Genomic DNA, 25111 nt, shown 5'->3' with positions numbered 1-25111 from the left:
ACGTCCTGAATCGTTGCGGCTTAGAGCGAGCCGTCTTGTTCCAACATCTCTTTGTATTGGTCACGTTCGCGACGGGTCGCTTCCAAATCGAAGATCAGATACTTCATGTCCAAACGCAGTTGCGACAGGGCTTCTTGGACCAAGTTCAGAATTCGACGACGACGAGTGCTGCATTCCACGACTCGAGCCAAAGCGGGTGCAACGGCGTCACGATAGCGTGCGGGCAGTGCATCGATGGCGGCAGCCATTTCTTGCAATTCAACAGGAGTTTCGTCGTTGAGTTTGGCGGTGTTGTTTGCAGCGATCTTGGTCATAAAAGTGACTTTCCTTCGAGGGCGTCAGGGTGTGGGACCAAACCAGCGAGTGGTTGCTTGTTTGGTGATAGCCATCCATTGCACTTGCGGTGCCGGCCGCCTGCCGGAACGACGTTGTGATCCCGAACTCATTACGGGAAAAGCACTTACGGTTTTTGGTGATGTGTGTTGCGTTTTCGCAACGTGGCGTTCTGGCAACACACTTTCGATCTGGCTTTCCTGCCCAAGACTTGGTATCCCAAGCACTTAGGTGCGTTTCGGGGGATCAACCCGTAGTTGGGGAGGTTTCTCAACGCGATGTTGCGTTTTCGCCTCCCGGTCACTTGCAAGGGATTGTTCCCTTGGCTCCGAAGATGGTCAACGTTCAATCCGGCTCGCCGACACGTTTGCAGAACTTCCCGCGATGGCTGAAACGGCTAGGAAAAGTATTCCGATGCGGCCCCGATCGAATCGGGCGTGGCCACCGCGTGCGCGCACATCTCAAACGAAGATCGCCATGAAAAAACGCTGCCTCGGAACGGCCACTTGCGCGAGCATCGCATCCATCGTTGTCGCGATGGCATGTTCGCTATGTTCGGTGAATGACGCTTCAGCGCAGTTGATCGATTCGCTCGATGCCTATCCGCCGCGATGGTCGCTTCACGAAAGTGATTGCGATGCAAAGGTTGCAGAACAGGGTCACGAGAACGATCCCTCGGCCGAAGGCGGTGTGTGCGAGGCGATCACGTTGGTGATGGGGCACGGAACCCAAGCCATCCTGGTTTACCCGATTGAACCAGTCCGACCAATCGATGAACTGTCCGCGATGGTGTCGGTCAAAGGACTCAACACGGGAATCCAAATTGGCTTTCGAGTTCGATTCCCTTATTTGATTGATCCTGAAACGAGACGTCCCGCGTCGGTCAACATCTTTGGATCTCAATACCGGCGGGTCGGCGAGTTTCAACGTCTCGGGGTCAGCTCGATCACCGCACCGTTGCGACTGAAGATCATCGCACTGCGAAACGAATATGGCATCCAAGCCGATGTGTCATCTCCTTACGTTGATGCGGTCGTCGTCAACGCGTACGGCAAACCCGGCAACGCAACTTTGCGTCTGGACGATCTTCGCGTCAATGCGATGGTCCCGGTCACTGAACTGGACAGCTCACCTCATTCAACAACCAACGTCACTCGCAAGCCGCTGCAATCATCTTCGCGGATGAACATTGACCTGTCGCTGTTGCAAGGCGAACGTCGGCCGGACTTGTCCGATTCCGCTCCCAATCCGCGGTCGTTGGTTTCTCCGGCTGATCAACCCGCGTTTCCCATCGGACGCATCACGCGAATCATTCAGTACAACAACGAACCACTCAGCTGGATACGATCGCTCGGGTTCGATGCGATCTGGTTGGCCGAGCCACCCACAGCAGCAATCTTGTCTGACGCGATCGCTCACCGCATGCGGCTGTACGCGCCGTGCCCGACCATCCCCGACCCCAAACTTGAACCGTTGCTTGAACCGGTCGCCGGTTGGATCGCAGCACCGGGGTTGGCAATGGACAGTCATCATCGAGAGGAGATCTCTGAAAAGATCGCTCGCCTGCGTGCATTGCCTCGACGTTGGCAACGACCGATTGTTGGTTCGCCTGTCGAAGACTTCCGACATTACGGCGCGATGCTCGACGCGGCCGTGTTAACGGCACCGCCACGTATTCGCGCGTTGTCCAGTCAAGCGATTCGCAGCGAACGATCGCAACAACGATTGCGATTGGGTGGCAAACAAATTGCCGTCAGCGTGCTGGGGATGCCCAACGCCGCCGCGATCGCTCAGTCAAACGCGATCTCCAATCGCATTGGTACTCCACCCACGGAGACATTCGCCTGGCAACCGATGTGGCGGGAAGTCGCCGATGCGATGGCGGACGCTCCTTCGGCTATCCTCGTCCGCTCAACTCGATCGCTGGCCTCTGGCGAAACACTCGATCAGAACCGCGGCATGGCGATCAGTTTCATCAACCGCTTCGTGGCATCGTTGGAACAATGGATCTCGACCGGAACACCCGACATCACGTCGGTTCCTGTCGGTCCGTACTACACTGCCCATCGACTCAGCAGCGGCTCGACCACCTTTTTGATTTGCACTTCCGCGATGGTACGCGGGACTCGAGTCATGGGTGGCGACGGGAAGACGCTTCGCATTGACTTGCCCGCATTCGAACATGGCAAGCTGATGTGGCGATTGACACATTTTGCCGCCGAACGCATCGAACCTGAAACGACCACACAAGGAACCTCGATCGAGATCGTTTCTCCAGATGTGGTCGAAGTCATCGCGATCAGCGACCAGATTTCCGAAGGAGGGCAATTGGCATCGTCTCTTTCCAGATTTGCTCAGCAGGCATCACTGGATCGTTGGCAACTGGCTCGCGATTCCATCGAACAATCCAATACAGCATGGTCGCGTGCCGTCGCCGCCCGAGCCGTCTCGCGAGACGCCCCCAATGATTTGCTGGAAGTTGCACGGAGCACGATCAATAACTCCGAACGCATGGTACGCAGCAACGACGCCCAATCCGCGTTGCGCCTAGCGGCTCGAGCGGATGCTTGGTGCATGAAAGCCAACTGGATGCTCTGCGACGCTTTTCGAGAAGACCCGTATGGGATTGTCAGCAGCCCACCGATGGAGGCCGGCAACTACGAAACACAAATCGCTTGGTCTCCCCTGTTGAACTCTGGTTTGGCAACATCTTCGGTGTTGAAGCTACCACCAATCGGCGATGTGCACGGACGCTCGCGTTGGGGAGTGAACCTGCTCAGCGGTGGCGGCATGGACCGTCCGGACAGTTTGCAAACGGAAGGCTGGACCTTTGGTCGCCGTCACTCCGAATGGGCGGAGACTGCTGCCGAATGCGTTGATCGCGGGGTCTTTCACGGCACGGGAGCGTTGGCTGTTCGAGTCATTCCCAAACGAGATGACTCGTTGCCTGGGGGCTACGAAGGCACTGCCTTGTTGGTACGCAGCCCACCGATCTTTGTCGAACCCAACCGAGCCGTGCGGATCGACGCCGTCGTTCGCACATTGGGCTTCGGCGGCCCTCATCAAGGTCTGTTGATGTACGACTCGTTGGGCACGCAAGAACTCGGCGTGCTCATCCAAGATCGCCCCGACTGGACGCCGGTCACGCTCTACCGTCAAACCGTGAGCGACGAACCCATCCATGTCATGTTTGAAGTCCTCGGTGGTGGCGAAGCGGTCATTGATGAAATTCAAGTCCGAGCTTGGGAAACCGATGCCAACCCGTTGCCCGCGATGCGTCCGATCTCACACCAATCCAAGTAAAACTCCCCAAGGACCTGTAGCCGACGGAGGCCCTCCGTCGGCTCGGGCGCAAACGATCACAACAAACGGCGCCCACCGCAACGACGTCCCCTTGAACTCACGCGCATTTCGACCGCGTTCCAGTGTATTTCTGCCGACGGAGACCCTCCGTCGGCTACGTAGACCGGGTCGCCTCAGCTGCTTGCGAAGCCGTGACGACTGTCTGGTGATGCAACTAAGAGAGTAACGAAACCAGGCTACTACTCGTGTTTCTTCATCTCTTGATACATGTTGTACCGCTCCGGAAACGCGACTTCTGTCTTCGTTGCCCAAGCCTCCCAAGCCGCGATCATCCGATCGCGCCGATCGGACTCCTCCGTCGCGAGGTCATTCAACTCCGTCCGATCTTCGGCGATGTTGTACAACTCCCAAGGCTTCTCGTACTCGCGAACAAGCTTCCAGTCTCCGTCTCGCATCGCCGCATTGCCTTCATGCTCGAAGAACATCGGTGAATCATGGATTGGCCGCCCGGCGACTTCCGAGTCGCCGATCAACGCGTTGACGAAAGAACTGCCTTCGCAGGGAGGAACGTCACCGGGCATCTCTGCGCCGGCCAGTTCGACACAGGTTGCCATGATGTCCGGCAAGTACGCCGGTTGTCTCACGAATGAGTTGCGTCGAGATTCAGGGATTCCGCCGGGCCAATGAGCGATCATCGGAGTGTTAGCACCACCCTCATGCAAAAAATGCTTGTACAAACGAAACGGAGTGTTGCTCGCGTTTGCCCAAGCCAAACCTTGACGCACGCCGTTGGTTGTTTCCAACGGAGGATTGCGAACCATTTTCTCGTCGCCGAATCCCAATCGCCCGCCTTCCTGACAGGCACCATTGTCGGACAGGAACAGGATCAACGTGTTCTCGTATTGGTCGATTGATTTCAAGTGAGCAACCAACCGTCCGATGTTCTGATCGATGTTGTCCACGCATCCCGCGTAGGCAGCCATGATCGCATCCAAATCATCTCGCTTCTTCGGCTTCAATGATTCCCAAGCCGGACCAACATGGGGTGCCGGCTGCACGGACTCGTCAAACAGCCCGATCTCGCGTTGCTTCGCTTGCCGAGCTTTCATCAACGCTTCCCAGCCCTCTGCGTAGCGTCCACGGTACTTCTCAAAATCCTTCACCTTCGCATTGAGCGGCCAGTGAGGAGCGTTGTACGCGAGGTACAAAAAGAATGGCTTGTCGTCAGTCCGTGTTGCTTCGCTGATGTAGTCACAAGCGATGTCAGTGAATGCGTCCGTTGCGTAAAAGCCATCTTCCGTTTCGACCTCTTCATTGCCATCGGTCATCCCACGATCACCGCCCGGTTTGAAGTAGTTGAACGCGCCGCTGATTCCGCCGTAGAAGCGATCAAAACCGCGTTGCAGTGGCCAATCGTTTTGATCCGCGTGACCTAAATGCCACTTGCCTGTCATGAATGTGTGATAGTCCTTCGACTTCAACACTTGCGGAATCGTGACACAGGTTTCGTTCAGATGTCCTTGGTAGGCTGGCGGAGCGACCAGTGTCTTGCCGGGAGGTGCGGTCATGTGGCCAATCCCCACTTGATGCGGGTGCAACCCCGTCATCAAACTCGCGCGAGTCGGACAACACCGGCCCGAGTTGTAAAACTGCGTGAACCGCAACCCGTTCTCTGCCAATGAATCAATGTGCGGCGTTTCAATTTCGCTGCCATAGCATCCCAGGTCCGAAAACCCCATGTCGTCGACCAACACCACCACAATGTTGGGTGGCGAAGTTTCCGCGGCACTCGATTGCGGTGCCGCGAGAACGACAAAAAGACAAACGCAGAGGGAGAAGCAAGCTCCCATCACAACACGTTTCATGCTTACTCAATCAATAAGTGGGTAGGGAATGTTGGGGCAGGTAGCTTTGTCTGACGACGCACGCCATTCGAATCGTTTGCGTGAATTTCAAGGGCATATCCACGGCCGAACCGGTTCGAGCAGCTTCCAAACACGGAAGGCCAAACAAAACCGAGCGGCTCTTTCGAGCTGGCGTCACAAAACATTTTGCGTCGAGCAGCTGAACCAAGCCGTCCGAGTCGATCTCGGTCGGCCGGCCATTGTAAACTAACGGCGTCTCAGAATCTTTGTCACGAGCCCGCTGTTCTTTCATTCTCTGCCCCGGCACCATGAACCAAATCATCTCGCGAGTCGCCTTTGTTTTCCTGTTGGCTGTCTCGACTGCCGCGACCGGTCACTCGGAAGACTTCCCATCCGACGATGTGCGGCGGATCGTGAAGGAAGGCATCCAAGCCGGCAAATGCCCCGGAGCAGTTGTCGCGATCGGCTTCGACGGACGAACCGTCTTTCAGTCTGCTTTCGGGGATCGTCAAGTCGAACCGACCAAAGTTCCCATGACAGAAGACACAATCTTCGATCTGGCCTCGTTGACCAAACCGATTGCGACCGCAACCAGCGTGATGATCCTGGCCGACCAAGGCAAAATTTCGATCGACGATCCGGTCAGCCAATACCTTCCCGACTTCGCAGGTCAAGACAAAGAATCCGTCACAATCCGGCACCTGCTTCTGCACACCTCCGGACTGATTCCCGACAACGGAATGTCTGACTACAAAGGCACGCATGCCGAATCGATCGCGAATTTGATGAACCAGAAACTTCGCAGCCCACCTGGCACACGATTCCGGTATTCCGATGTTGGCTTCATGGTTCTTGGTGAACTGGTCGAGCAGGTCTCCGGGAAACCGCTGAATGAATTCGCTCAACAAAACATCTTTGAACCATTGAAGATGAAAGACACCAACTTTCGATCGATCGGACAAGACGACGAGCGCTGCGCAACCACCCAACAACGCGAAGGTCACTGGATGCGAGGCGAAGTCCACGACCCTCGATGCTACGCCTTGGGCGGCGTCGCTGGTCACGCGGGATTGTTTAGCACCGCCGAGGATCTTTCCAAGCTCGCCAACGTTTTGCTGAAATCGGGAAAGAACGAAGACGTGAGTCTGTTTTCTCAATCAACCTTTGATGCGATGACCACCGGCATCAAAGTCCCTGGTGCGTCCGAAAATCAAATTCAATTGCGAAGCCTCGGTTGGGACAAGCAATCCGGTTACTCGTCCAACCGAGGCAAATCGATGACCGAGTCGGCCTTTGGACATGGCGGCTTCACCGGCACCGCAATTTGGATCGATCCTGAACAAAAGCTCTATGTCATTTTCCTCAGCAACCGCGTTCATCCCGATGGCAAAGGTTCAGTCAATTCGCTCGCCGGCGAGATCGGAACCATCGCCGCGGACTGGGCCATCGAACAACTCCGCTCATCTGAAACTCGCTGAGCACTCGCGGTCCCACATTGAGCTGCCAATTCGACGATGTCCCCAAAGAACTCTCACTCGATCCTTTCCGCCCCAGCGTTCCAAAAGCGAAGCATGAGTCGACCGCCAAAGCAAAGCGAATCAATATTGCATTTCGCGACCGATGTTTGCCCGCTTGGAAACGTCTTGATCGCGCGAGTTTGCGAAGGCGACTCAGCAAAAGGGATCTGCTTTCTTTCCCTCGGTGACGATCCGTCGAGTCAGTTGTCCGAACTCGCTGACGCATTCCCAAATCACGAACTTGTCGAATCATCAGACCACTCTCAAACGGAACTGGTTGCCATCCGGCAGTTCATTGAGCAACCGGCACAGCCGCCGGTCTTTCGCCTGGACCTTCGGGGTACCCCATTTCAAAAACGTGTTTGGAAAGGCCTGATGCAAACATCGCCCGGCGAAACAATCACCTATCGCGAACTAGCACAACAAATTGGCTCTCCAGGCTCCAGTCGCGCGGTCGGGGCCGCCTGCGGTCAAAACAAGATCGCATTGGCCGTCCCTTGCCACCGAGCGGTTCGATCCGATGGCAAGGACTCTGGATTCCGATGGGGTTTGGAACGCAAACGCGAACTCTTGAAACGAGAACGTGCGATCGGCGAACCGGGCGTCTCTTCCGACTTCAGCCAACCCCAGTTGTTTGGCTTTGATTCTCCGGTCCCAAAGCCGAAGTGCTCAGCACACTCCTGCTCGACACCACCGAAACAAACGCAGTCATGAGCGAAACGACCACCGGCAGTGGCTTCAGCCTCAAGGACCAACTCTTCAATCGCGAACGCGTCAACTACCTGAGCGGGTTGTTCCAAACGGCTGACACAAACTTCGATGGCAAAGCCTTCACCCGACAATGCATGCGAGGTCTCAAAGACCTCGAACTGAAACAACGCATCGTTCACATCGCGAGCGTACTCGAAAAACATTTGTCGGATGACTTCCGCATCGCAGCCAAACAGATTCAGGAGGCTCTTCCGCCGGCTTTGGATCCCACTCGAACCGACGATGACTTCGGTGATTTTATCTTTGCTCCTCTCGGCGAGTTTGTCGTCCGCAACGGACTCGATCGCAAACAACTTCGACATTCGCTTCGAACGCTCAAGCAAATCACCATGCGGTTCTCGATGGAAGACGCTATTCGCGCCTTCATCGACACTCATCCCGACGCAACCCTGGCCGAACTCGCTCAATGGTCCACTGATTCCAACTATCACGTGCGGCGTCTGGTCAGCGAGGGAACACGTCCCAAACTGCCGTGGTCACGCCGCCTAACGATCGACGTCACGACGCCGATACCGTTTCTCGAAACACTGCACGCTGACCCAACACGCTATGTCACTCGGTCCGTTGCAAACCACCTGAATGACATTTCCAAATCCCACCCTAAGCTTGTCCTACAACTTCTTCGAGAATGGAAAAAAGCGAAACGCCAAACGACCAAGGAATTCGATTGGATCAGCAGTCATGCCTTGCGAACACTTATCAAGCAAGGCCATTCCCCCGCGTTGAAGTTCCTTGGCTTTCGCGACAACCCGAAGATTGAAGTCTCGAATTTCCGATTGCTGCGCACGGTGCTTCGGCCTGGCGACTCGATCGAGTTCGATTTCACCATCACCGCTGAGCGTGCGGAATCATTGATGGTCGATTACGTTATCGACTTCGTGAAGGCCAACGGAACCACGGCCCCCAAAGTCCACAAACTCAAACGTCTGGCTCTCACCAAGGGCGAAACCGCTTCACTGAAGAAACGCCATCGCCTGCACGCGAACGCCACCACGTACAAACTCTATGCCGGCCGACACGCCGTCACACTGCAGATCAACGGACAACCATTCGGAACGCTCCCATTTGAATTGCTTGTCAACAGCGAAGCATGAAGTTCCGACGGAGCGAGACATTGAACCGACGAAACCTCACGCTCTGTCAAGTCATGGAACCCCTCGAGTCAGCATCCCATGTAGCCGACCGAGGCCATCGGTCGGCAAGAGCGAAAACAACCAAAGCAAACGCCCAATCTCCCAAGCAAGAACGCCTGCTTGCCGACGGAGGGCCTCCGTCGGCTACGTGGTTGCGCCGCTTCCTGGAACTAACGACCAAAGCAATGTGACGCTCCACATCCGGCCTCGCGTGAGTGAAACCGACGCATCCCTGACGTAGAGCAGATGAACCCTCACGCTCTGCCAAGTCATGGAACCCCTCCAGCCAGCATCCCATGTAGCCGACCGAGGCCATCGGTCGGCAGGAACGCAAACAACCAAATTAAACGTCCAATCTCTCCAGCAAGAACACTGGTTTGCCGACGGAGGGCCTCCGTCGGCTACGTGGTTGCGCTGCTTCTTGGGACTGACGACTGGAAGGGGCTTGGTCGCCGCGATCACTCGTCACCTTCAAAACGAAATGGTGTACCACCGATGATCTGGTCGCTGGTGATCGTTGGGCACACGTATCGCTCGATGTGCGATATCACTCGCCGGTTCCCTTCAAAATGGCTGACGTAAGGCCACATCTTCGGGTTGTACATCGAGTCCGTCATGTCTCGCATCAGCACGACGTTTTTGCCGTTCTTCGCCATTTGACGAAGCCCAAAGGGACGACCGAGCACACACATGTTGGTATGAACACCCAACAAAATCACATTGTCGATGTTCTTTGATTCCAAAACATTCCAAACCTCATCGCCTCGGTCGGTGACGAAATCCACCGAGTCGTCGATCACGATCGTATCCAGTTGCCGTTGCCAAGGTCGCTTCGGATCGCGGCCGAGCGACTCCAGCTTCGCCGCCCATGCCGCGTGTTCCTCGGGATCGTCGTCTTCTCCACCATCCGATTGATCGACGGGATACTCAGCCTCTTCTTCTGCAGGAATGCTGTAGCACCAAGCGCCGATCTCTTTCGGCAAATTCTCGGCGACAGGTGCTTGGATCGCACGCTTCCGCGCCAGACTGTTCGCGTAGAAATCCACACAACCGCTAGGGGAATGAATGATTGTCACCCCGCGTCGTCGTGCGTCCGAAATGACCTCATTCATCCTCGGTGCCATTTCATTCAGCCGCTCGACAGCATTGAAACAATGGTGATAGTCCCACACATCACAAACAATGATGGCGGTCTTGCTTGGCTCCCACGACTCATTCACCTGCTGAAGCACAAACTCTCCGGCATCCGATTTCGTCTGGGACTGAAGCTTAAGTTCCAAGCCGGATTGCGCCATCGCAGCCTGTCCCAACAAAACGCCGAATAAAAGAGCAACCAATGCGACACGCTTCGCCATCCGACATCTCCAAATTGAAAGTGAGGTGCATCCATCGTAATCATCTCATCGCGGCCACAGGAACAACATCAGCAGCGTCTCGCAGCCAAAATCTGGAATCCACACCAAACTCACACCGGTCACGAACGATAAATTTGGTCGTCGCGCCCATTGTCCCCTGAGCATCGGCCGAAGATCCGACGAAGTTCACGTGCTGGAAAAGCATGTTGTGCGAACCTTCGATCCAGCATCGTGTCTGCTTAGCAATCCAAGTCCTCCAACACGACAGACAATTGTCATGTCCGATCCAATCAAGTTCTATAGCACCGGCGACGAACACGGTGAATTCTCCAACTTCGCCGGTTATCCAATCAAAATTGGAAAGAAGGTTTGGCCAACGTCGGAGCACTACTTCCAAGCAATGAAGTTCCAGGAAGGGTCTGATCAAGAAGAAATCAGAAAGGCGAACTCGCCAATGCAGGCGGCGAGGATGGGACGCGACCGAAAACGGAAGCTTCGACGCGACTGGGAATCCGTGAAGGTGAACATCATGCGAGAAGCGATCCTGGCGAAATTCACACAACACGAGGATCTTCGCGAATTACTGCTGGCGACAGGTGACGCGAAAATCATCGAGCACACCACCAACGATGACTACTGGGGTGATGGAGGAGACGGCAGGGGAAAGAACATGCTGGGCCGAATCCTGATGGACACAAGAACGAAACTGCGAGAACCAGGCTGATTGAAGAAATGTCCTCATGCGGTAAACACCATGAAGCCCCGCATTATGTCAGGCTGACAACGCGAGCGCATTCCCGACTGCATCCTCCACTGGCAAGCTAGCTCACTTGATCGCAAGCACTGCGTCGACAGGTGCGCCGGTGACTTGCCCAGTCACTTCGCGGAAACCGGCACGACGCAAGATCGCTTCGTACTCGGCCAGCGTCCGTTCACGACCTTCGGTGCACACCAACATATTGAGATCTTGCATTTGGCCCCAATCCGGACCGCCACGATCGTCTTGTATCAAGATTTCCGCGAGCAGCAAACCGCCGCCCTCGGGCAAACGATCATAGATCTTCGACAGCAGTCGATCAATTTTCTCGTCGGACCAATCGTGCAGAATCCTGCCCAACGACATCAAATCGGCTTGAGGCAATTCATCGTCGAAGAAGTCGCCTGCAACCACATCGATTCGATCAGAAACGGATGACTGTGCGACGATCTCTTTGGTCAATGGAATCACACCCGGCAGATCAAACACCGTCGCGGTCAGCGATTCGTAGGCCTCGCAAGCCGCCATTGGCAGGTGCCCGGTCGCTCCGCCGAGATCCACCAAGTGGTTGAATTGCGAGAGATCCACCGCGCGAACCACCTTCGGTGAACTGATCACGCCATAGCCATGCATCCCCATCAAGAACTCTCGCATGGCCGCATCGTCAGCGAAAAAACTGCTGAAGATCGGCTGGTCCCAACCATAGGCGTCTTTCCAACGATGCGAACCTTCGCGGATCGCGTTTTCGAAATGCGACCACAACTTCCAGCTGACGTCATTGCTGAACTTGATGTAGCCCGTCATCCGGTTGGGACTGGTCGAGGTCAGCAATTCGCTTGCGAGTCCCGTGTTTTTGTACTGCTCACCGTCTCGCGAAAGCAGTTCCATCCCCACCAATCCATTGAGCAAGCGACTCACAGCTGCGGGATCGCACTGAAGCTCGATTGCCAAGTCTTCTGCCGACCGTTTTTGTTGCTCCAATGAATCGAAGACGCCCAGCTCCACCGCGGCGAACATGACTTTTGAAAATCGAAAGCCGTTGATGTACTGAAGAACTGGTGTGGGATCGACGGGCATGATGAGCAACGGACGGCGAAGACGCGGATGATGAGCGAAGAGGGCTTCGACGGTCTTGGAAGACCATCGTACAGGCAGGTGTGGTCACGCGACGGCATTGGAGGACCGTCGAACGGGGAGGTGGCTTGGCGACGGTCTTGGAAAACCATCGTACGGGCGGGTGTGGTCAGGGGACGGTCTTGGAAGACCGTCGTACTTTTGGAAGTGCTGACCGGACAAAGTCAGCGTTTAGCCAGCCAGGCCGTCGATGATTGCGTTGAGGGTTGGGCTGGGACGCATCGCGGCATTGGCCTTTGTTTCATCGGGATGGTAATAACCACCCAAATCAACCGCCACTCCTTGAGCATCGTTCAACTCGCCAACAATCGTTGACTCGTTCTCTGACAAGGCTTTTGCCACCGGTGCAAACCGTGCTTTCAAACCTTCGTGCGCACAGCCCGCCAACGCTTCCGCCCAGTACAACGCCAGATAAAAGTGACTGCCGCGATTGTCCAACTCGCCGACTTTCCGCGAAGGCGACTTGTCATTGTCGAGGAACCGCCCGGTCGCGTCATCCAATGTCTTTGCCAAGACCGCGAATTCTTCGTTGCCGGTCTTTTCCGCTAGGTCTTCCAACGAAACAGCCAACGCGAGGAATTCACCGAGCGAGTCCCAACGCAGGTGATTCTCGCTCATGATTTGTTCGACGTGCTTCGGTGCCGATCCGCCAGCCCCGGTTTCGAACAAGCCCCCGCCTTCCAGCAACGGAACGATCGAAAGCATTTTGGCGCTGGTGCCGAGTTCCAAAATGGGGAACAAGTCGGTCAGGTAATCTCGCAACACGTTGCCGGTGACGCTGATGGTGTCCTTGCCTTCGCGAGCTCGACCGCACGCGTGCCGGGTTGCATCGGCGGGGGCCAAGATCTGAATGTCCAAACCAGCCGCGTCGTGATCTTTCAGATATTCGTTGACCTTGCCAATCAAGTTTTGGTCATGAGCCCGATTTTCATCCAGCCAGAAAATCGCAGGGGAACCGGTGGCACGCGAACGGACAACGGCCAATCGCACCCAATCCTTCACCGCAACATCTTTGGTTTGGCAAGCACGCCAGATGTCACCTTTTTCAACGTCATGGCTCATCAGCTCCGTGCCGGCCGAGTTGACCACTCGAACCTTGCCGTCCGCAGGCACGCGGAATGTTTTGTCATGCGACCCGTATTCTTCGGCCTTCTTCGCCATCAATCCGACGTTCGCGACGCTGCCCATTTGGGTGACATCAAATTTGCCATTGGCGATACAGTCATCAATGGTGGCTTGATAGACGCCGGCATAGCAACGATCGGGAATGACCGCTTTCATGTCGTGCAACTTGCCGTCGGCTCCCCACATCTTGCCACCAGCGCGAATCGCGGCGGGCATCGAAGCGTCGATGATCACGTCGCTGGGCACGTGCAAGTTTGTGATGCCTTTGTCCGAATCGACCATCGCGATTTCGGGCAAATTTGACTGAATTTCAACCAGTGTTCCTTCGACCAACGCTCTCTGATCGGAAGGCAAGTCTTGGACCTTGGCAAACACCGACGCGAGACCTTGATCAGGATCAACACCCGCGGCGGTCAACACATCGCCGTGTTCTTGGAACAAACGATCGTACATCACCGCGACACAGTGTCCGAACAAAATCGGATCGCTGACTTTCATCATCGTTGCTTTCAAGTGCAACGAGAACAACACGCCAGTGGACTTGGCATCCGCAATTTGCTCCGCATAGAACGCTCGCAATTGCCGAACGCTCAAGCGAGCCGAGTCGACAATCTCGCCCGCGATGACCGTCAGACCGTCGCGAAGAACCGTGACGTTTCCGTCCTGATCAACATGTTCGATCCGCAGAGAGTCATCGGAATCAAGGATCACCGACTTTTCACTGCCGTAGAAATCACCTTCGCTCATGTGAGCGACGTGTGACTTCGAGTCGGCCGTCCAATCCCCCATCGAGTGTGGATTCTTTTGTGCGTACGCTTTGACCGGAGCGGCGACGCGGCGATCCGAGTTGCCTTCGCGAAGCACCGGATTGACGGCGCTTCCCAGCACCTTGGCGTAGGTCGCTCGAACCGATTTTTCTTCATCGGTTTTGGGATCCTGCGGGAAGTCAGGGATGTCATACCCTTGAGCCTGCAGTTCCGTGATCGCTTCGACCAATTGTGGAATCGAGGCGCTGATATTGGGCAACTTGATCACATTGGCTTCTGGCTTGGTGACCAACTCGCCAAGTTCTGCCAACGCGTCGGGGACCTGCTTGTCCGCCGGCAAGCGATCTGCAAAACCAGCCAAAATCCGACCGGCCAAGGAAATGTCCTTGGTCTCGAACGACAAACCGCTGCCGCTGGTGAACGCTTGCAGGATCGGCAGCAACGAACGAGTCGCCAGTGCGGGAGCTTCATCGGTGTGCGTGTAAACAATCGCGGCAGTTTCGCTGGGCATTCGAACCTCGTCTGGGCAAAGACCCCCAAATCACGGGAATCATGAAGAATTTCCGACTGGAAAGCCTGCTGCCCGACCGCTCAATTGTCAATGCCGGCGCGACCTCAATGGCAGGCCTGCATCCAAAAACCGCATCCGCGGGCGTATGATCGCCCGAAACGGTCAAACTTGAAGGCAGTGACGGTTTGCCATGCTGATGCCGCTGACGATCGCACCCACGATCCCAACGAAACCTTGGTCGGTTCCGCATAGGAAAACATTGGGCAAATGAGTGGTCCCATCCAACTGCTTGTCAGGGGCACCGTAGACGGCACCGTTGTCGTGCCAGGTGAAGCGGCGGATGGTTTTGGGAGTGAAGACGTCCGTGTCGATGACTCGCGCTCGAAAATCGGGCATGAACCGTACCGCTGACGCAACCGCCTCATCGTACTGGGTCACCTTCTCCGCCCGGTATTTCTCTTCCGGCAACTCGGACCACAAATCGTGATTGGCGAGTGTCGTGATGCGAACCACGCCGTCGGGCAACTCACCTTCTTCTGCGTCGTAGATGTAGTTGTTCGGGCTGCAGATGACTCCCGTTCGTGCATCACACAACGAGTCATCCGGTCGCTCCCAATGAAAATGGGGCGAATCGTTGTAGAACACGATTGTGCGGTCAAAGCCCAACTCCTTTGGCTTGCAATCCAGCACGCTGATCGACTCGATGAACGATAGTTTGCCAGCTTTCGCGACGTCCGGTTCGGTGATGTCGTCGCACATCCGCATGGTCTCGACCGTCCCCGCGGACGAAAGAATCCGTTTGGCTTGCAACTCCGTCCCGTCGTCCAGCACAACGCCGACCGCTTGACCGTCTTCGACATGAATGTTGGCAACGCCGCTCCGCAACTTCAGCTCGCCGCCCAGTCCACGGAACTTGCGAACCAGGTTCTTCAGGATGACTCGCACACCTTTGTAAGGTCGTCCGAAACCTTCCAAGTAACAAGCGCGAAACATGATGCAGAACTGGCCAAAGTCCATGTCGTTTTCACGGGCATTGCCATACCACATCAACGGGCACAACAACATTTCGATCAACAATGGATCCGACAGATGCTCCGCCATGACTTCGCGAGCGGATCGCATGAAATCGGGCGCGTCGCCGTCCATGTCGCTGTAATCCAACAGCGATCCACACAGACTGCGGAACCCATCGATCTGATCGGGAAAGCGTGACTTGATCTCGCTTTCCAGCATCCCGATGTCGTTGTTGAAGTCCAACTCAACACCCGGGAAACGAATCGATGACCCGTTTTGCTCGGCGAGCTTGAAATCTTCCCATCCAAATCGCAGTTGGCGAATCAGCTTCGCGAGCGGCCCTTTTTTATCGCCCTTGCGAGCGAAGTTGGTCATCGCGTGCAGACCGACGTCATAGTCGCGGCCACCCATTCGATAGAACGAATTGAGCCCACCGATCGTGTAATGCTTCTCGAGGATGCAAACGCGTTGGTCAAAGTGGGCCAGTCGAATGCCGGCTGCCAGCCCGCTCATCCCCGCGCCGATGATGATGGTGTCGTACATACAGCGAAAGTGGAAAGGGGCTCAGTGTCACAGGACCACAGGCTCAACCGAGAGCAGGTTCCCGAAGGCACACCCTGTGGTTCTGTGCCCCTGTGATTCTTTCCGCTTGTCCTAAAGATCCTTCATCTTCGGTTCCAGGTACGTGACCGTTGTGTGCATGCTGGCCAGGTGGCCGTAATCTTCCTCTGGAATTTGCACGCGGTGACGCTTGCGGAGTTCCATCACGATGTCCAAAAAGTCCATCGAATCCAGTTCCAATTGCTCGCGAAACGCCTTCTGATCGTCCAGGTTGTCGAGGTCCTCATCAGGAGAAATGTCGTCGAGGATATCGATGATTTCTTGGCGAATTTCGGCAGGAGTCATGAAAGGAAGCAGGGATGCGAGAGAAACGGGATGAAGGAACGTCCGTGTCCCGCCGTGGAGCAACCGCCACCGCGGGATGGAGTAGTTTCGACGGCATTGGGATTCGACACAAGGGGCACCACGCGGCACCCATGCCAATTGAATCGGGACAGATCGACGCAGAGAGGTGGAAAGTGGCTCAGAGCCACAGGGCCACAGGGCCACAGGGCCACAGGACCACAGGGATCAGGGGAGGACACTCCTCATTTCAATTCACCCTCCCTCTGGGAGGGTCGAGCGAAGCGAGGGGAGGGCCGAGCACTGAAATTGCAAATTGACAATTGCAAAATGCAAATTTGAAACGGGGATGTTGACGACTGACTCCGCGATCAAACTCGGCCGACGATCACGACGGAGTTGATTCCGAGCATCCCAAACGAGTTGTTCAGGATGTAATCGACGCGAGGCTTTTCTTGCGGTTCGTTCAGAACCAAACCTGGCAAATCGCACTCGGGGTCCAGCTCATCAACGTTGATCGTTGGGTGAACCACTTGGTCGCGGAACGCCATCAAATTGCCAGCCAATTCCAGCGATCCGGCTGCTCCCATCGCGTGACCGATGTAGCTCTTTGTGTTGTTGATGCGAACGTTTTCGCATTTGCCAAACACGCTTCGCAACGCGGCACATTCTTGGATGTCGCCGCTGTTGGTTCCCGTTGCGTGCGTGCTGACAATGTCAATCTGGTCCGCTTCCAAACCAGCCCGCTTGAGAGCCTTCTGAACGCACTGGGCCTGACGTTCCGGATTGGGCAACACAAAGTCAGTCGCGTCGGTGTTCATGGCGTAACCGACCAATTCGCCGTGAATCTCGGCTCCGCGTGCCTTCGCATCGCTGAGTCGTTCCAACGTGTACAAGCACCCGCCTTCGGCGACAACGATTCCGTTCCGCTTTTGATCAAACGGCCGAGACGCGAGAGTCGGATCGGCGTGGGTCGCCAACGCGTTTTGGCTGTTGAAGCTGGCAAAAATCCCAAACGTATGAATGCTTTCACTGGTTCCACCCGCGATCGCCACATCGCACTCGTTCAACCGCAGCATCTGAGCACCCTGGATGATGCCGGCGTTTCCAGCGGCACAAGCGGCACCGATTGTGTAGTGCGGCCCAGTGATCTGCATATTCAACGCAATTTCACCGGCCGGATTGTTCGCGACAGTACGCGGGTTGTGGTGATGCGACCAGCAACTCGTGTCGTAGTCGAACCCTTTGATCACGTGAATTTCGTTTTCAGTCTCGACGTTACCGTGCTCGGTCACCCCGACGTAGATACCAACTCGATCCTTGTCGACATTTTCCCAATCCAATCCGGAGTGAGCGACCGCTTCTTGAGCCGTGTAAACGCCGACACTGCCCGCGCGTGTTCCCCGGCGAATATCTTTTTTGGATTGATACTTCTTCGCGTCGAAATCACAAACGCCCGCCAATGTCTCACCGAAGTAGCGGATCTCGTACGGCTGCACACCGCTGCGTTTTTCCAGCAACGCTTGGCGGAAAGTGGCCCAGTCGTTGCCGTTGGGCGACGTCAAACCGACGCCGGTGATGACGATGCGTTGGTCGTCGGGAAGCTTCGATGCGAGGTTGGGGGCGATCACTGATATTGCGGCCGAAATGGGCGATTGATGCGTGGATAGCGACCCAAAAACGTAGCAATCGGGCCAGGTTTCCTCAACGGGCAATGCTGGAAGCGACCCCGGAATTGCGGGGAAAAGCCCAGCCAAATTGACGCGACCGATTGTCCAACCGGACGATCACTTCAACCACTCGAAGCGGGAAATTTTTTCCGATTCGACCAATCATTCCGTTCGGATCGAGATGCTGCGGGCGTGGGCGGTCAGGCCCTCTTTCTCCGCCACCGTGATCACATCCTGAGCGATTGCCGACAAAGCCGATTGATCGAACTGAGTCACACTGCCAGACCGCAGAAAGCTGTTCGCTGACAACCCTGCGGCCCATCGGCACGTGCCCCCCGTCGGCAAAACGTGACTGGGCCCGGCGGCGTAGTCCCCCAACGCGACCGGAGTATGGTGCCCCAAAAACGCAGCTCCGCTGTGCCGAATCTTCGCGATCAACGATTCCGGCTCGCGAGTTTCGATTTGCAAGTGTTCCGGTGCAAACGAGTCGGTCAATTCGCAAGCGTGATCGGCATCACGAGCCAACACCAAGGCTCCGAAATCTGACAACGCATCGCGAGCCAAATCGCCACGCTCCAGTTCGCCGAGCTGCCGCGACAATTCTGCCTGAACGCTCGTCAGCAATGACTCATCCCAAGTGATCAAAATCGCTGAGCCGGGAGAGTGTTCGGCTTGGGCCAACAAATCCGACGCAACAAATGCTGCGTTGGCGGACTCATCCGCAATCACGATCACTTCGCTGGGGCCTGCAAACGAATCGATGTCAACGGTGCCAAACACATGCTTCTTCGCCAGTGCGACAAACAAGTTTCCGGGGCCGACGATTTTGTCGACAGCCGGCAAGGCGTCGCATCCGTACGCCATCGCAGCGACTGCCTGGGCTCCTCCGCACCGATAGACTTCCTTGATCCCCAGTTCATGACAAGTCGCCAGCATATCCGTGTTGTAAGCACCAAATGGGGTCGGAGGAGCGACCACCGCGATCTCATCGACACCAGCAACCTGAGCCGGAATCGCCGTCATCATCACCGTTGACGGATAAGCCGCCGCACCACCGGGAACGCAGATTCCCACGCGAGGAATCGGCACATATCGCTGCGTCAGTGAGACTCCTGGCCGCGGCGTGATCGTGACATCGCGGTGCAAAATCGCGGACTGGAACGTGGCGATGTTGTCGCGAATTCGGCCGATCGTTTCGATCAGCTTCGGGTCCGCCACGGCGTGGGCGGCCTTCAAATCTTCTTCCGGAACTCGCAACGTGTCGGCCGTTAACTCCGCCCCGTCGAGCGACTTGGTGTACCGCAGCAGTGCCTCGGTGCCCTGCGATTGAACATCCTTGCAAATAGTTTCCACGACTTCGATCGGCGACAGAGCTTTGCCGAACACTTTCAAAGTCAACTCACGACCTCGCGGACTGACCAAGTCCCCACGAGGACTCAACTTTTCTCGCAACGCCGCCAGAGTTTCCGCAGCTTCGCTCGAAGAGGGATCGCGAGCGTCAACGGTTTGGATGGAAAATTCAGGCACGGCAACGATGCGGAACAAAAGGAGGAAGGGATCGACAGACTGGACTCGGCTATGAAAGCCAGCCGGTCAGTTTACCGAGCCAACAACCTTGGGCTAGGCTTGGCCCATGAAACGCTTTTTCACGCCTGCTACGAAGACAGCCGAAGCCCTACCGCTTCCCGAAAAACGTCGCACCACCGCACTGGAGTGGGCGTCCGTGATCGCGGTGTTCGCCCTCACCTTCGCGTTTCGATGGCCATTCTTGGCTGAAAGTTTTTGGATCGATGAGCTTCATGCCGCATGGTGCGTCGCCGACGGCTGGGACGAAGTGGCCCCGCGGGCGAAAATGGGAAACCAACAACCGCTGTACTTCTGGGCTCTTTGGGTCTGGCAGCAAATTCCCTGGCCTGAACCTTGGGCGAGCTATCCGGTCGAAGTCCTGCCCCGCATCACCAGCCTTTGGTGCGTCAGCCTTTCCGCCGCTCTGATCGTCTGGGGATCCTTGCGTTTTCACGGCAGCCTGCTTGCCGCCCTGGTTGCGGGACTCGCCATGGCGATCGATCGGCAAGCCGCGTTCTTTGGCGTCGAATTACGTCCCTACGCGGAGGTGATACTCGGAAGCACCCTTGCAGTCGGATTCGCCGCGAGAATTTGGGCGTCCACCAATATCAACCAAAATCGAGATTGGACCGGGCTCCACGCAAGTGTGCTTTTCGCGACACTGATGCACATCACCTCTTTGATCACGTTGGTTCCACTCGTCGTCGCGGTGGCGGCGAAAGACCTGAACGATTCGCGACGTGACTCGGGCCAAACGAAACGCAAGCTTTGGCGTCACGGCGGTTGGTTGGCCGCATGGGTCCTGATGGGACTGTTTTTATCCAGCGACCAACATGAGATTTGGGACCGCCGGGAAGCTTGGTCGTCATTCGGTCGCCCAAGCTCGCTGTTTGCGTTTTGGCAAATGTGGCCCTGGCTCGGTTGGACACTCATTCCGATAAGCGTCGCTGTTGTTTGCTTCGCACTGTCGCACGCAACTGCCGATTCAACCGCCCATAACATTTCCCAATCGCCCAACGGTCACCAAAAAGACTGTTCCGAGACCTCGTTCGTTCGTGATCCGACAACCTCTTTCACGATTCTTCTGCTGACCGTCCTGTTGGTTTCCACCCTTTCGGCGTTTTTCTTATCCGAATCCGGCGGCGTTCCGATTTGGCAGCGACGCTACCTCATCGCGGGTTTGCCGCTCGGCTGCATCAGCCTTGGCGGCTGGATTGCAACTCTTCGCCATCGATTGCATTACAAACTTCTCGTGCCCCTCATCGCCATTCCATCTTTTGTTGCGATCGCCTGGTCGCAAAACTCGATTCATCCGAGCGTCGCGAAATATTGGGTTTACCGAGGTGAAGACTGGCGGACCGCGTTCCATCGGCTTGCTGATTTGATTGAAACAGACGACTCCAATCAGACCGACGTGATTCAGCAGCACGTTTGGATCGACGGATATTTGATTGAACAACCGGCTATCACTGGACGGGTCACCGATGTGGAGCTCGCCACTTACCTCACCCTGCCCGCCCGAGGCCCTTACTCACCAGACAAAGATGCCTCACCAAGCAACCCTGCCAATCTTCACGCCCTCGGTTCTCTCGCTCCCATGGACGGATGGCAACAAGCAATCCAATCATCCGGTTTGGACGAACCGAATGCGAAGCATTGGTTTTTGTCGCGATCGTTGCCGGTGAACCAACGAAAGCCGCGATTGCTGGACGAACGCGACATCGAATTTCATGGCCAGTTTGGCAAGGTGTTTCTGTATTCCCAATCATCACACTTCGAATCGTCACCGAACTCCAAATCGCCAAGTGAAGACTGACCGTCTTGCCAAAGCTCAGCGAACATGACAACGTCCTCGGCACGTACCTTTGTGCCGGAGATTTTTTCGGAAACCGTTCAAATGAGCCAAACGCAGATGAACCAGACGACGAGCGACCACGCATCCACCTTCGACGCCCTCTGCCAAACCTTTCGCGATGCGGCAAAGCTTTCCACCACCGCCGATTTGCTCGAATGGGATGAACGCACCGGAATGCCACGTGGCGGAGCGGAGTACCGCGCCGAACAGGTCGCTCATCTACGCGGGTTGGTGCACACCCTGCAAACAGCTCCGGTCATCGAAGAACAACTCGCATCCCTGGCGGACTGGGACGCCGCATCGGATCCGCACAGCGACATCGGAGCGACGCTGAAGTGCCTTGCTGACGATTACCGCCGACAATGCAAACTGCCCAGCGACTTAGTCCAGCGCACCGCATCTTGTTGCGTTCGTGGTCAAGGCCAATGGGATGCCGCTCGGAAAGCGGACGACTATTCCATGTTCCAACCCGTGCTGGACGAGATGCTTGCCCTCAAACGGGAAACGGGCGAGCTTCTGAAGACCGATGACCAAACGGTCTACGAAGCCTTGTTGGATGAATTCGAACCCGGCGCGAAAGCGGCCGCTCTTACAAAAACGTTTGCTGACTTGCGAACCGAACTGGTGGCTTTGATCAGTGAGATCAAAGAATCCCCGCGACAAGTCGACACGTCGCTGATCACGCAAAAATTTCCAATCGAAGCACAGCGAGCGTTCTCGCACGTGCTCGCAGAAGCGATCGGCTTTGATTTCAACCGAGGTCGGTTGGATGAAACTTCGCATCCATTTTGCACAACCATCGGTCCCTCCGACTGCCGAATTCTGACTCGCTACGAACCCAATTTTCTTCCGACCAGCATCTTTGGAACGCTGCATGAGGCGGGCCACGGATTGTACGAACAAGGCATGCGAGACGACTGGTTCGGGTTGCCACCGGGAAGCTATGCGTCATTGGGAATCCACGAATCGCAATCGCGAATGTGGGAAAATCTCGTCGGTCGGACGCTGCCGTTCTGGGAACACTTCACCCCGCAGATCCAAACGCATTTCCCGTCTGAATTGGGCCAAGCCACTGCTGCGGAATTGCATCGTTGTTTCAACTCCGTCTCACCATCGCTGATTCGCGTCGAAGCGGACGAAGCCACTTACAACCTGCACATCATCGTGCGATTTGAATTGGAACAAGCCCTGATCAGTGGCGAGCTCTCCACCGATGATCTGCCGGTTGCCTGGGCGGATGCTTACGAACAAGTCATCGGAGTGCGCCCACCGTCGGCCGCCGATGGTGTGCTGCAAGACGTTCACTGGAGTGCGGGCCTGATCGGATACTTCCCGACTTACACGCTGGGCAACTTGGCTGCGGCCCAGTTGTACGATGCGGCCAAGCATTCCCTTGGCGACATCGATTCGATGGTTCGCGAAGGGAACTTCGCACCGCTGCGAAACTGGTTGGTCGAGAACGTTCACCAGATCGGCCGCACACGAACCGCCGATGAACTGGTCGAACAAGCCAGCGGCAAACCACTCTCAGCCGAACCGCTGATCCAAAGCCTGCGAACCCGCTACAGCCAAGTCTACGATCTCAACTAAAGAGTGGCATCGGCTTCCAGCCTGTGATTTGCACTGAGCAGCCTGCGAAACGAGCACCGAGCGATCTCGGTGCTTGAGCACCAACAAACTGGTCCGAATTCTGGCGAATCCGGCTACAGCAAATTCACGTCCGAATTCTGGCGAATCCGGCTACGGAGAACTTCTGGCAAGCTACTTCTTGCCCTTCGCTTCGATCTTTCCCCAAGTATCACGCAGCGGAACAATGCGGTTGAAGATGATCTCGCCATCAGTCGAATCGGGATCGACGACGTAGTACCCAAGTCGTTCGAACTGCACGCGATCACCAACGGCGGCTTCCGCCAGCGCGGGTTCCACGTGAGCGGTCAACGTCGTCAAAGAGTCTGGGTTCAAGTGATCCAGGAACGATCCCGTGTCAGATGATGCGTCTGGGTTCTCGACTTTGAACAGCCGATCGTAGTTCCGGACCGTCACCTTTTGGGCGTGCTCACGACTGACCCAGTGAATTGTGCCCTTGACCTTGCGACCCGAGGTATCTTCACCGCTCTTGGTTTCTGGATCGTAGGTGCAGAGGACTTCGGTGACGTTCCCATCGGCGTCCTTCACCACGTCGTGACAGTCCACGATGTAGCCCGAACGCAAACGAACCGAACCGCCCTTCTTCAAACGGAAAAACTTGCGAGGAGCCTCTTCGCGAAAATCTTCGGTCTCGATGTACAGTTCACCGCTAAATGGAATCTCGCGACTACCGGCGGATTCGTCTTCGGGGTTGTTGATCGCGTTCATCATTTCGACTTTGCCCTCGGGCCAATTCGTGATGGTGAGTTTGATCGGATCCAAAACCGCCATCCGCCGCGGCGCGACCGAGTTCAGGTGTTCGCGAACCGAATTCTCCAACCGAATGACATCAATCGTGCTGTTGAACTTGGCCACGCCGATGTCGGCGCAGAACGAGCGAATCGATTCGGGTGTGTAGCCGCGACGACGCAAACCAACCAAGGTCGGCATTCGAGGATCATCCCAACCGGTGACGTGATTTTCCTTCACCAATTGCAATAGTTTTCGTTTGCTCATGACGGTGAAAGTCATGTTCAAGCGAGCGAACTCGATTTGGCGAGGATGATGAATACCAAGGTTCTCGCAGTACCAATTGTAAAGCGGCCGATGATGTTCGAACTCGAGCGTGCAAATCGAGAATGTGATCTTTTCCAGCGAATCGGACTGACCGTGGGCCCAGTCATACATGGGATAGATGCACCATTTGTCGCCAGTGCGATGGTGCGGCACATGAGCGATTCGGTACATCACCGGATCGCGAAGATTGATGTTTGGCGACGCCATGTCGATCTTGGCTCGCAACGTTTTCTCACCGTCTTTGAACTTGCCCGCCTTCATCGCCCGCAGCAATTCCAAGTTTTTCTCGGGAGTGCGATCGCGATGAGGTGAATTCTTGCCCGGTTCAGTCAACGTCCCGCGATACTCGCGAGTCTCCTCAGCGGTCAGGTCACAAACGTAAGCCTTGCCGTCTTTGACCAGTTGCTCCGCCCAATCATAAAGCTGATCGAAGTAGTCGCTGGCGAAGTGCAAGTTGTCCCACTCAAACCCCAACCAACGGACGTCTTCTTGAATCGAGTCGACGTATTCGGTGTCTTCTTTGATTGGGTTGGTGTCATCGAATCGCAAATTGCATGTGCCGCCCATGTCTTTGGCCAGACCAAAGTTCAGGCAGATGCTTTTTGCGTGTCCGATGTGGAGATAACCGTTGGGTTCCGGCGGAAATCGCGTGGCAACTCCGTCAAAGCGTCCACTCGCCAGATCCGCATCAATCGCTTGGCGAATGAAGTGTTTGGACGGCGTTTTTTCAGGTGTGGCCGAGTCAGATGGTTCGGGTGCGTTCACGTCGATTCGCCGGTACAAGGGATCAAAAGATGCCGCATTGTGACGCGATTGCCAAAACGTTGAA

The 25111-nt window shown here is 55.9% G+C and carries 17 protein-coding genes; 7 read left to right on the top strand and 10 right to left on the bottom strand.

Annotation, left to right across the window (positions count from 1 at the left end; all coding sequences use genetic code 11):
• Positions 1 to 20 precede the first annotated feature (20 nt).
• On the bottom strand, positions 21 to 314 hold the full coding sequence (locus RB_RS03245) for a transcriptional regulator (protein WP_007329447.1): 294 nt from the start codon (positions 312 to 314) through the stop codon (positions 21 to 23).
• Between the two features lie 496 nt (positions 315 to 810).
• On the opposite strand from RB_RS03245, the gene RB_RS03240 reads away from it, so the two are divergent.
• Positions 811 to 3636, top strand: a complete 2826-nt coding sequence (locus tag RB_RS03240) for a hypothetical protein (RefSeq protein ID WP_164921435.1) — start codon at positions 811 to 813, stop codon at positions 3634 to 3636.
• Positions 3637 to 3875: 239 nt separating this feature from the next.
• On the opposite strand, the gene RB_RS03235 is transcribed toward RB_RS03240, so the two are convergent.
• Complete coding sequence (locus tag RB_RS03235) at positions 3876 to 5501, bottom strand: arylsulfatase (RefSeq protein ID WP_011118456.1); 1626 nt, start codon at positions 5499 to 5501, stop codon at positions 3876 to 3878.
• Positions 5502 to 5809: 308 nt separating this feature from the next.
• Here RB_RS03235 and RB_RS03225 point away from each other — a divergent pair, with 308 nt between their 5' ends.
• The 3 genes from RB_RS03225 to RB_RS03215 all read left to right on the top strand — a co-directional run bounded on the left by RB_RS03225 (position 5810) and on the right by RB_RS03215 (position 8883).
• Entirely contained in the window at positions 5810 to 6979 is a 1170-nt protein-coding gene (locus RB_RS03225) for a serine hydrolase domain-containing protein (protein ID WP_011118454.1), read from the top strand.
• Positions 6980 to 7072: 93 nt separating this feature from the next.
• The gene (locus tag RB_RS03220; RefSeq protein WP_231846165.1) at positions 7073 to 7732 is read left to right on the top strand and encodes a methylated-DNA--[protein]-cysteine S-methyltransferase; all 660 of its coding nucleotides are present in this window, start codon (positions 7073 to 7075) and stop codon (positions 7730 to 7732) included.
• A complete protein-coding gene (locus RB_RS03215) occupies positions 7729 to 8883 on the top strand; it encodes a hypothetical protein (RefSeq protein WP_164921434.1) in 1155 nt (384 codons plus the stop codon). The genes RB_RS03220 and RB_RS03215 overlap by 4 nt, the downstream gene beginning before the upstream one ends.
• Before the next feature lie 497 nt (positions 8884 to 9380).
• Here the strand turns inward: RB_RS03215 and RB_RS03210 are convergent, their stop codons facing one another.
• Positions 9381 to 10277 carry an isochorismatase family protein gene (locus tag RB_RS03210; RefSeq protein ID WP_011118448.1) on the bottom strand — a complete coding sequence of 299 codons (897 nt, stop codon included), beginning with the start codon at positions 10275 to 10277 and terminating at the stop codon, positions 9381 to 9383.
• A 277-nt stretch (positions 10278 to 10554) separates the two neighbouring features.
• Between RB_RS03210 and RB_RS03205 the strand changes: the two genes are divergently transcribed.
• Positions 10555 to 11001 (top strand): NADAR family protein, encoded by a 447-nt coding sequence (locus RB_RS03205; protein ID WP_164921433.1) that lies wholly within the window; start codon positions 10555 to 10557, stop codon positions 10999 to 11001.
• A 102-nt stretch (positions 11002 to 11103) separates the two neighbouring features.
• Here the strand turns inward: RB_RS03205 and RB_RS03200 are convergent, their stop codons facing one another.
• From RB_RS03200 to hisD, 6 genes are all read right to left on the bottom strand, one after another.
• Positions 11104 to 12111 (bottom strand): class I SAM-dependent methyltransferase, encoded by a 1008-nt coding sequence (locus tag RB_RS03200; RefSeq protein ID WP_164921432.1) that lies wholly within the window; start codon positions 12109 to 12111, stop codon positions 11104 to 11106.
• 228 nt (positions 12112 to 12339) lie between these two features.
• Entirely contained in the window at positions 12340 to 14571 is a 2232-nt protein-coding gene (locus RB_RS03195) for an NADP-dependent isocitrate dehydrogenase (RefSeq protein WP_011118444.1), read from the bottom strand.
• 162 nt (positions 14572 to 14733) lie between these two features.
• Positions 14734 to 16128: a phytoene desaturase family protein gene (locus RB_RS03190; RefSeq protein ID WP_011118443.1), complete on the bottom strand. Its 1395-nt coding sequence runs from the start codon at positions 16126 to 16128 to the stop codon at positions 14734 to 14736.
• 111 nt (positions 16129 to 16239) lie between these two features.
• Positions 16240 to 16491, bottom strand: a complete 252-nt coding sequence (locus RB_RS03185; RefSeq protein WP_164921431.1) for an acyl carrier protein — start codon at positions 16489 to 16491, stop codon at positions 16240 to 16242.
• Between the two features lie 368 nt (positions 16492 to 16859).
• Entirely contained in the window at positions 16860 to 18119 is a 1260-nt protein-coding gene (locus tag RB_RS03180) for a beta-ketoacyl-[acyl-carrier-protein] synthase family protein (protein ID WP_007325817.1), read from the bottom strand.
• Positions 18120 to 18320: 201 nt separating this feature from the next.
• Positions 18321 to 19703, bottom strand: coding sequence for a histidinol dehydrogenase (gene hisD / locus RB_RS03175; protein ID WP_011118440.1), 1383 nt, complete (start codon positions 19701 to 19703; stop codon positions 18321 to 18323).
• An 88-nt stretch (positions 19704 to 19791) separates the two neighbouring features.
• Between hisD and RB_RS03170 the strand changes: the two genes are divergently transcribed.
• On the top strand, positions 19792 to 21540 hold the full coding sequence (locus RB_RS03170) for a hypothetical protein (protein ID WP_011118439.1): 1749 nt from the start codon (positions 19792 to 19794) through the stop codon (positions 21538 to 21540).
• A gap of 24 nt (positions 21541 to 21564) precedes the next feature.
• Positions 21565 to 23169: a carboxypeptidase M32 gene (locus RB_RS03165; protein WP_011118438.1), complete on the top strand. Its 1605-nt coding sequence runs from the start codon at positions 21565 to 21567 to the stop codon at positions 23167 to 23169.
• Positions 23170 to 23340: 171 nt separating this feature from the next.
• Here RB_RS03165 and RB_RS03160 read toward each other — a convergent pair whose 3' ends face one another.
• A complete protein-coding gene (locus RB_RS03160; RefSeq protein WP_164921430.1) occupies positions 23341 to 25065 on the bottom strand; it encodes a glutamine--tRNA ligase/YqeY domain fusion protein in 1725 nt (574 codons plus the stop codon).
• Positions 25066 to 25111 lie beyond the last annotated feature (46 nt).

This window comes from Rhodopirellula baltica SH 1 (genome assembly GCF_000196115.1).
GTDB classification, from domain to species: domain Bacteria; phylum Planctomycetota; class Planctomycetia; order Pirellulales; family Pirellulaceae; genus Rhodopirellula; species Rhodopirellula baltica.
This window is presented reverse-complemented; position numbering and strand designations above follow the sequence as displayed.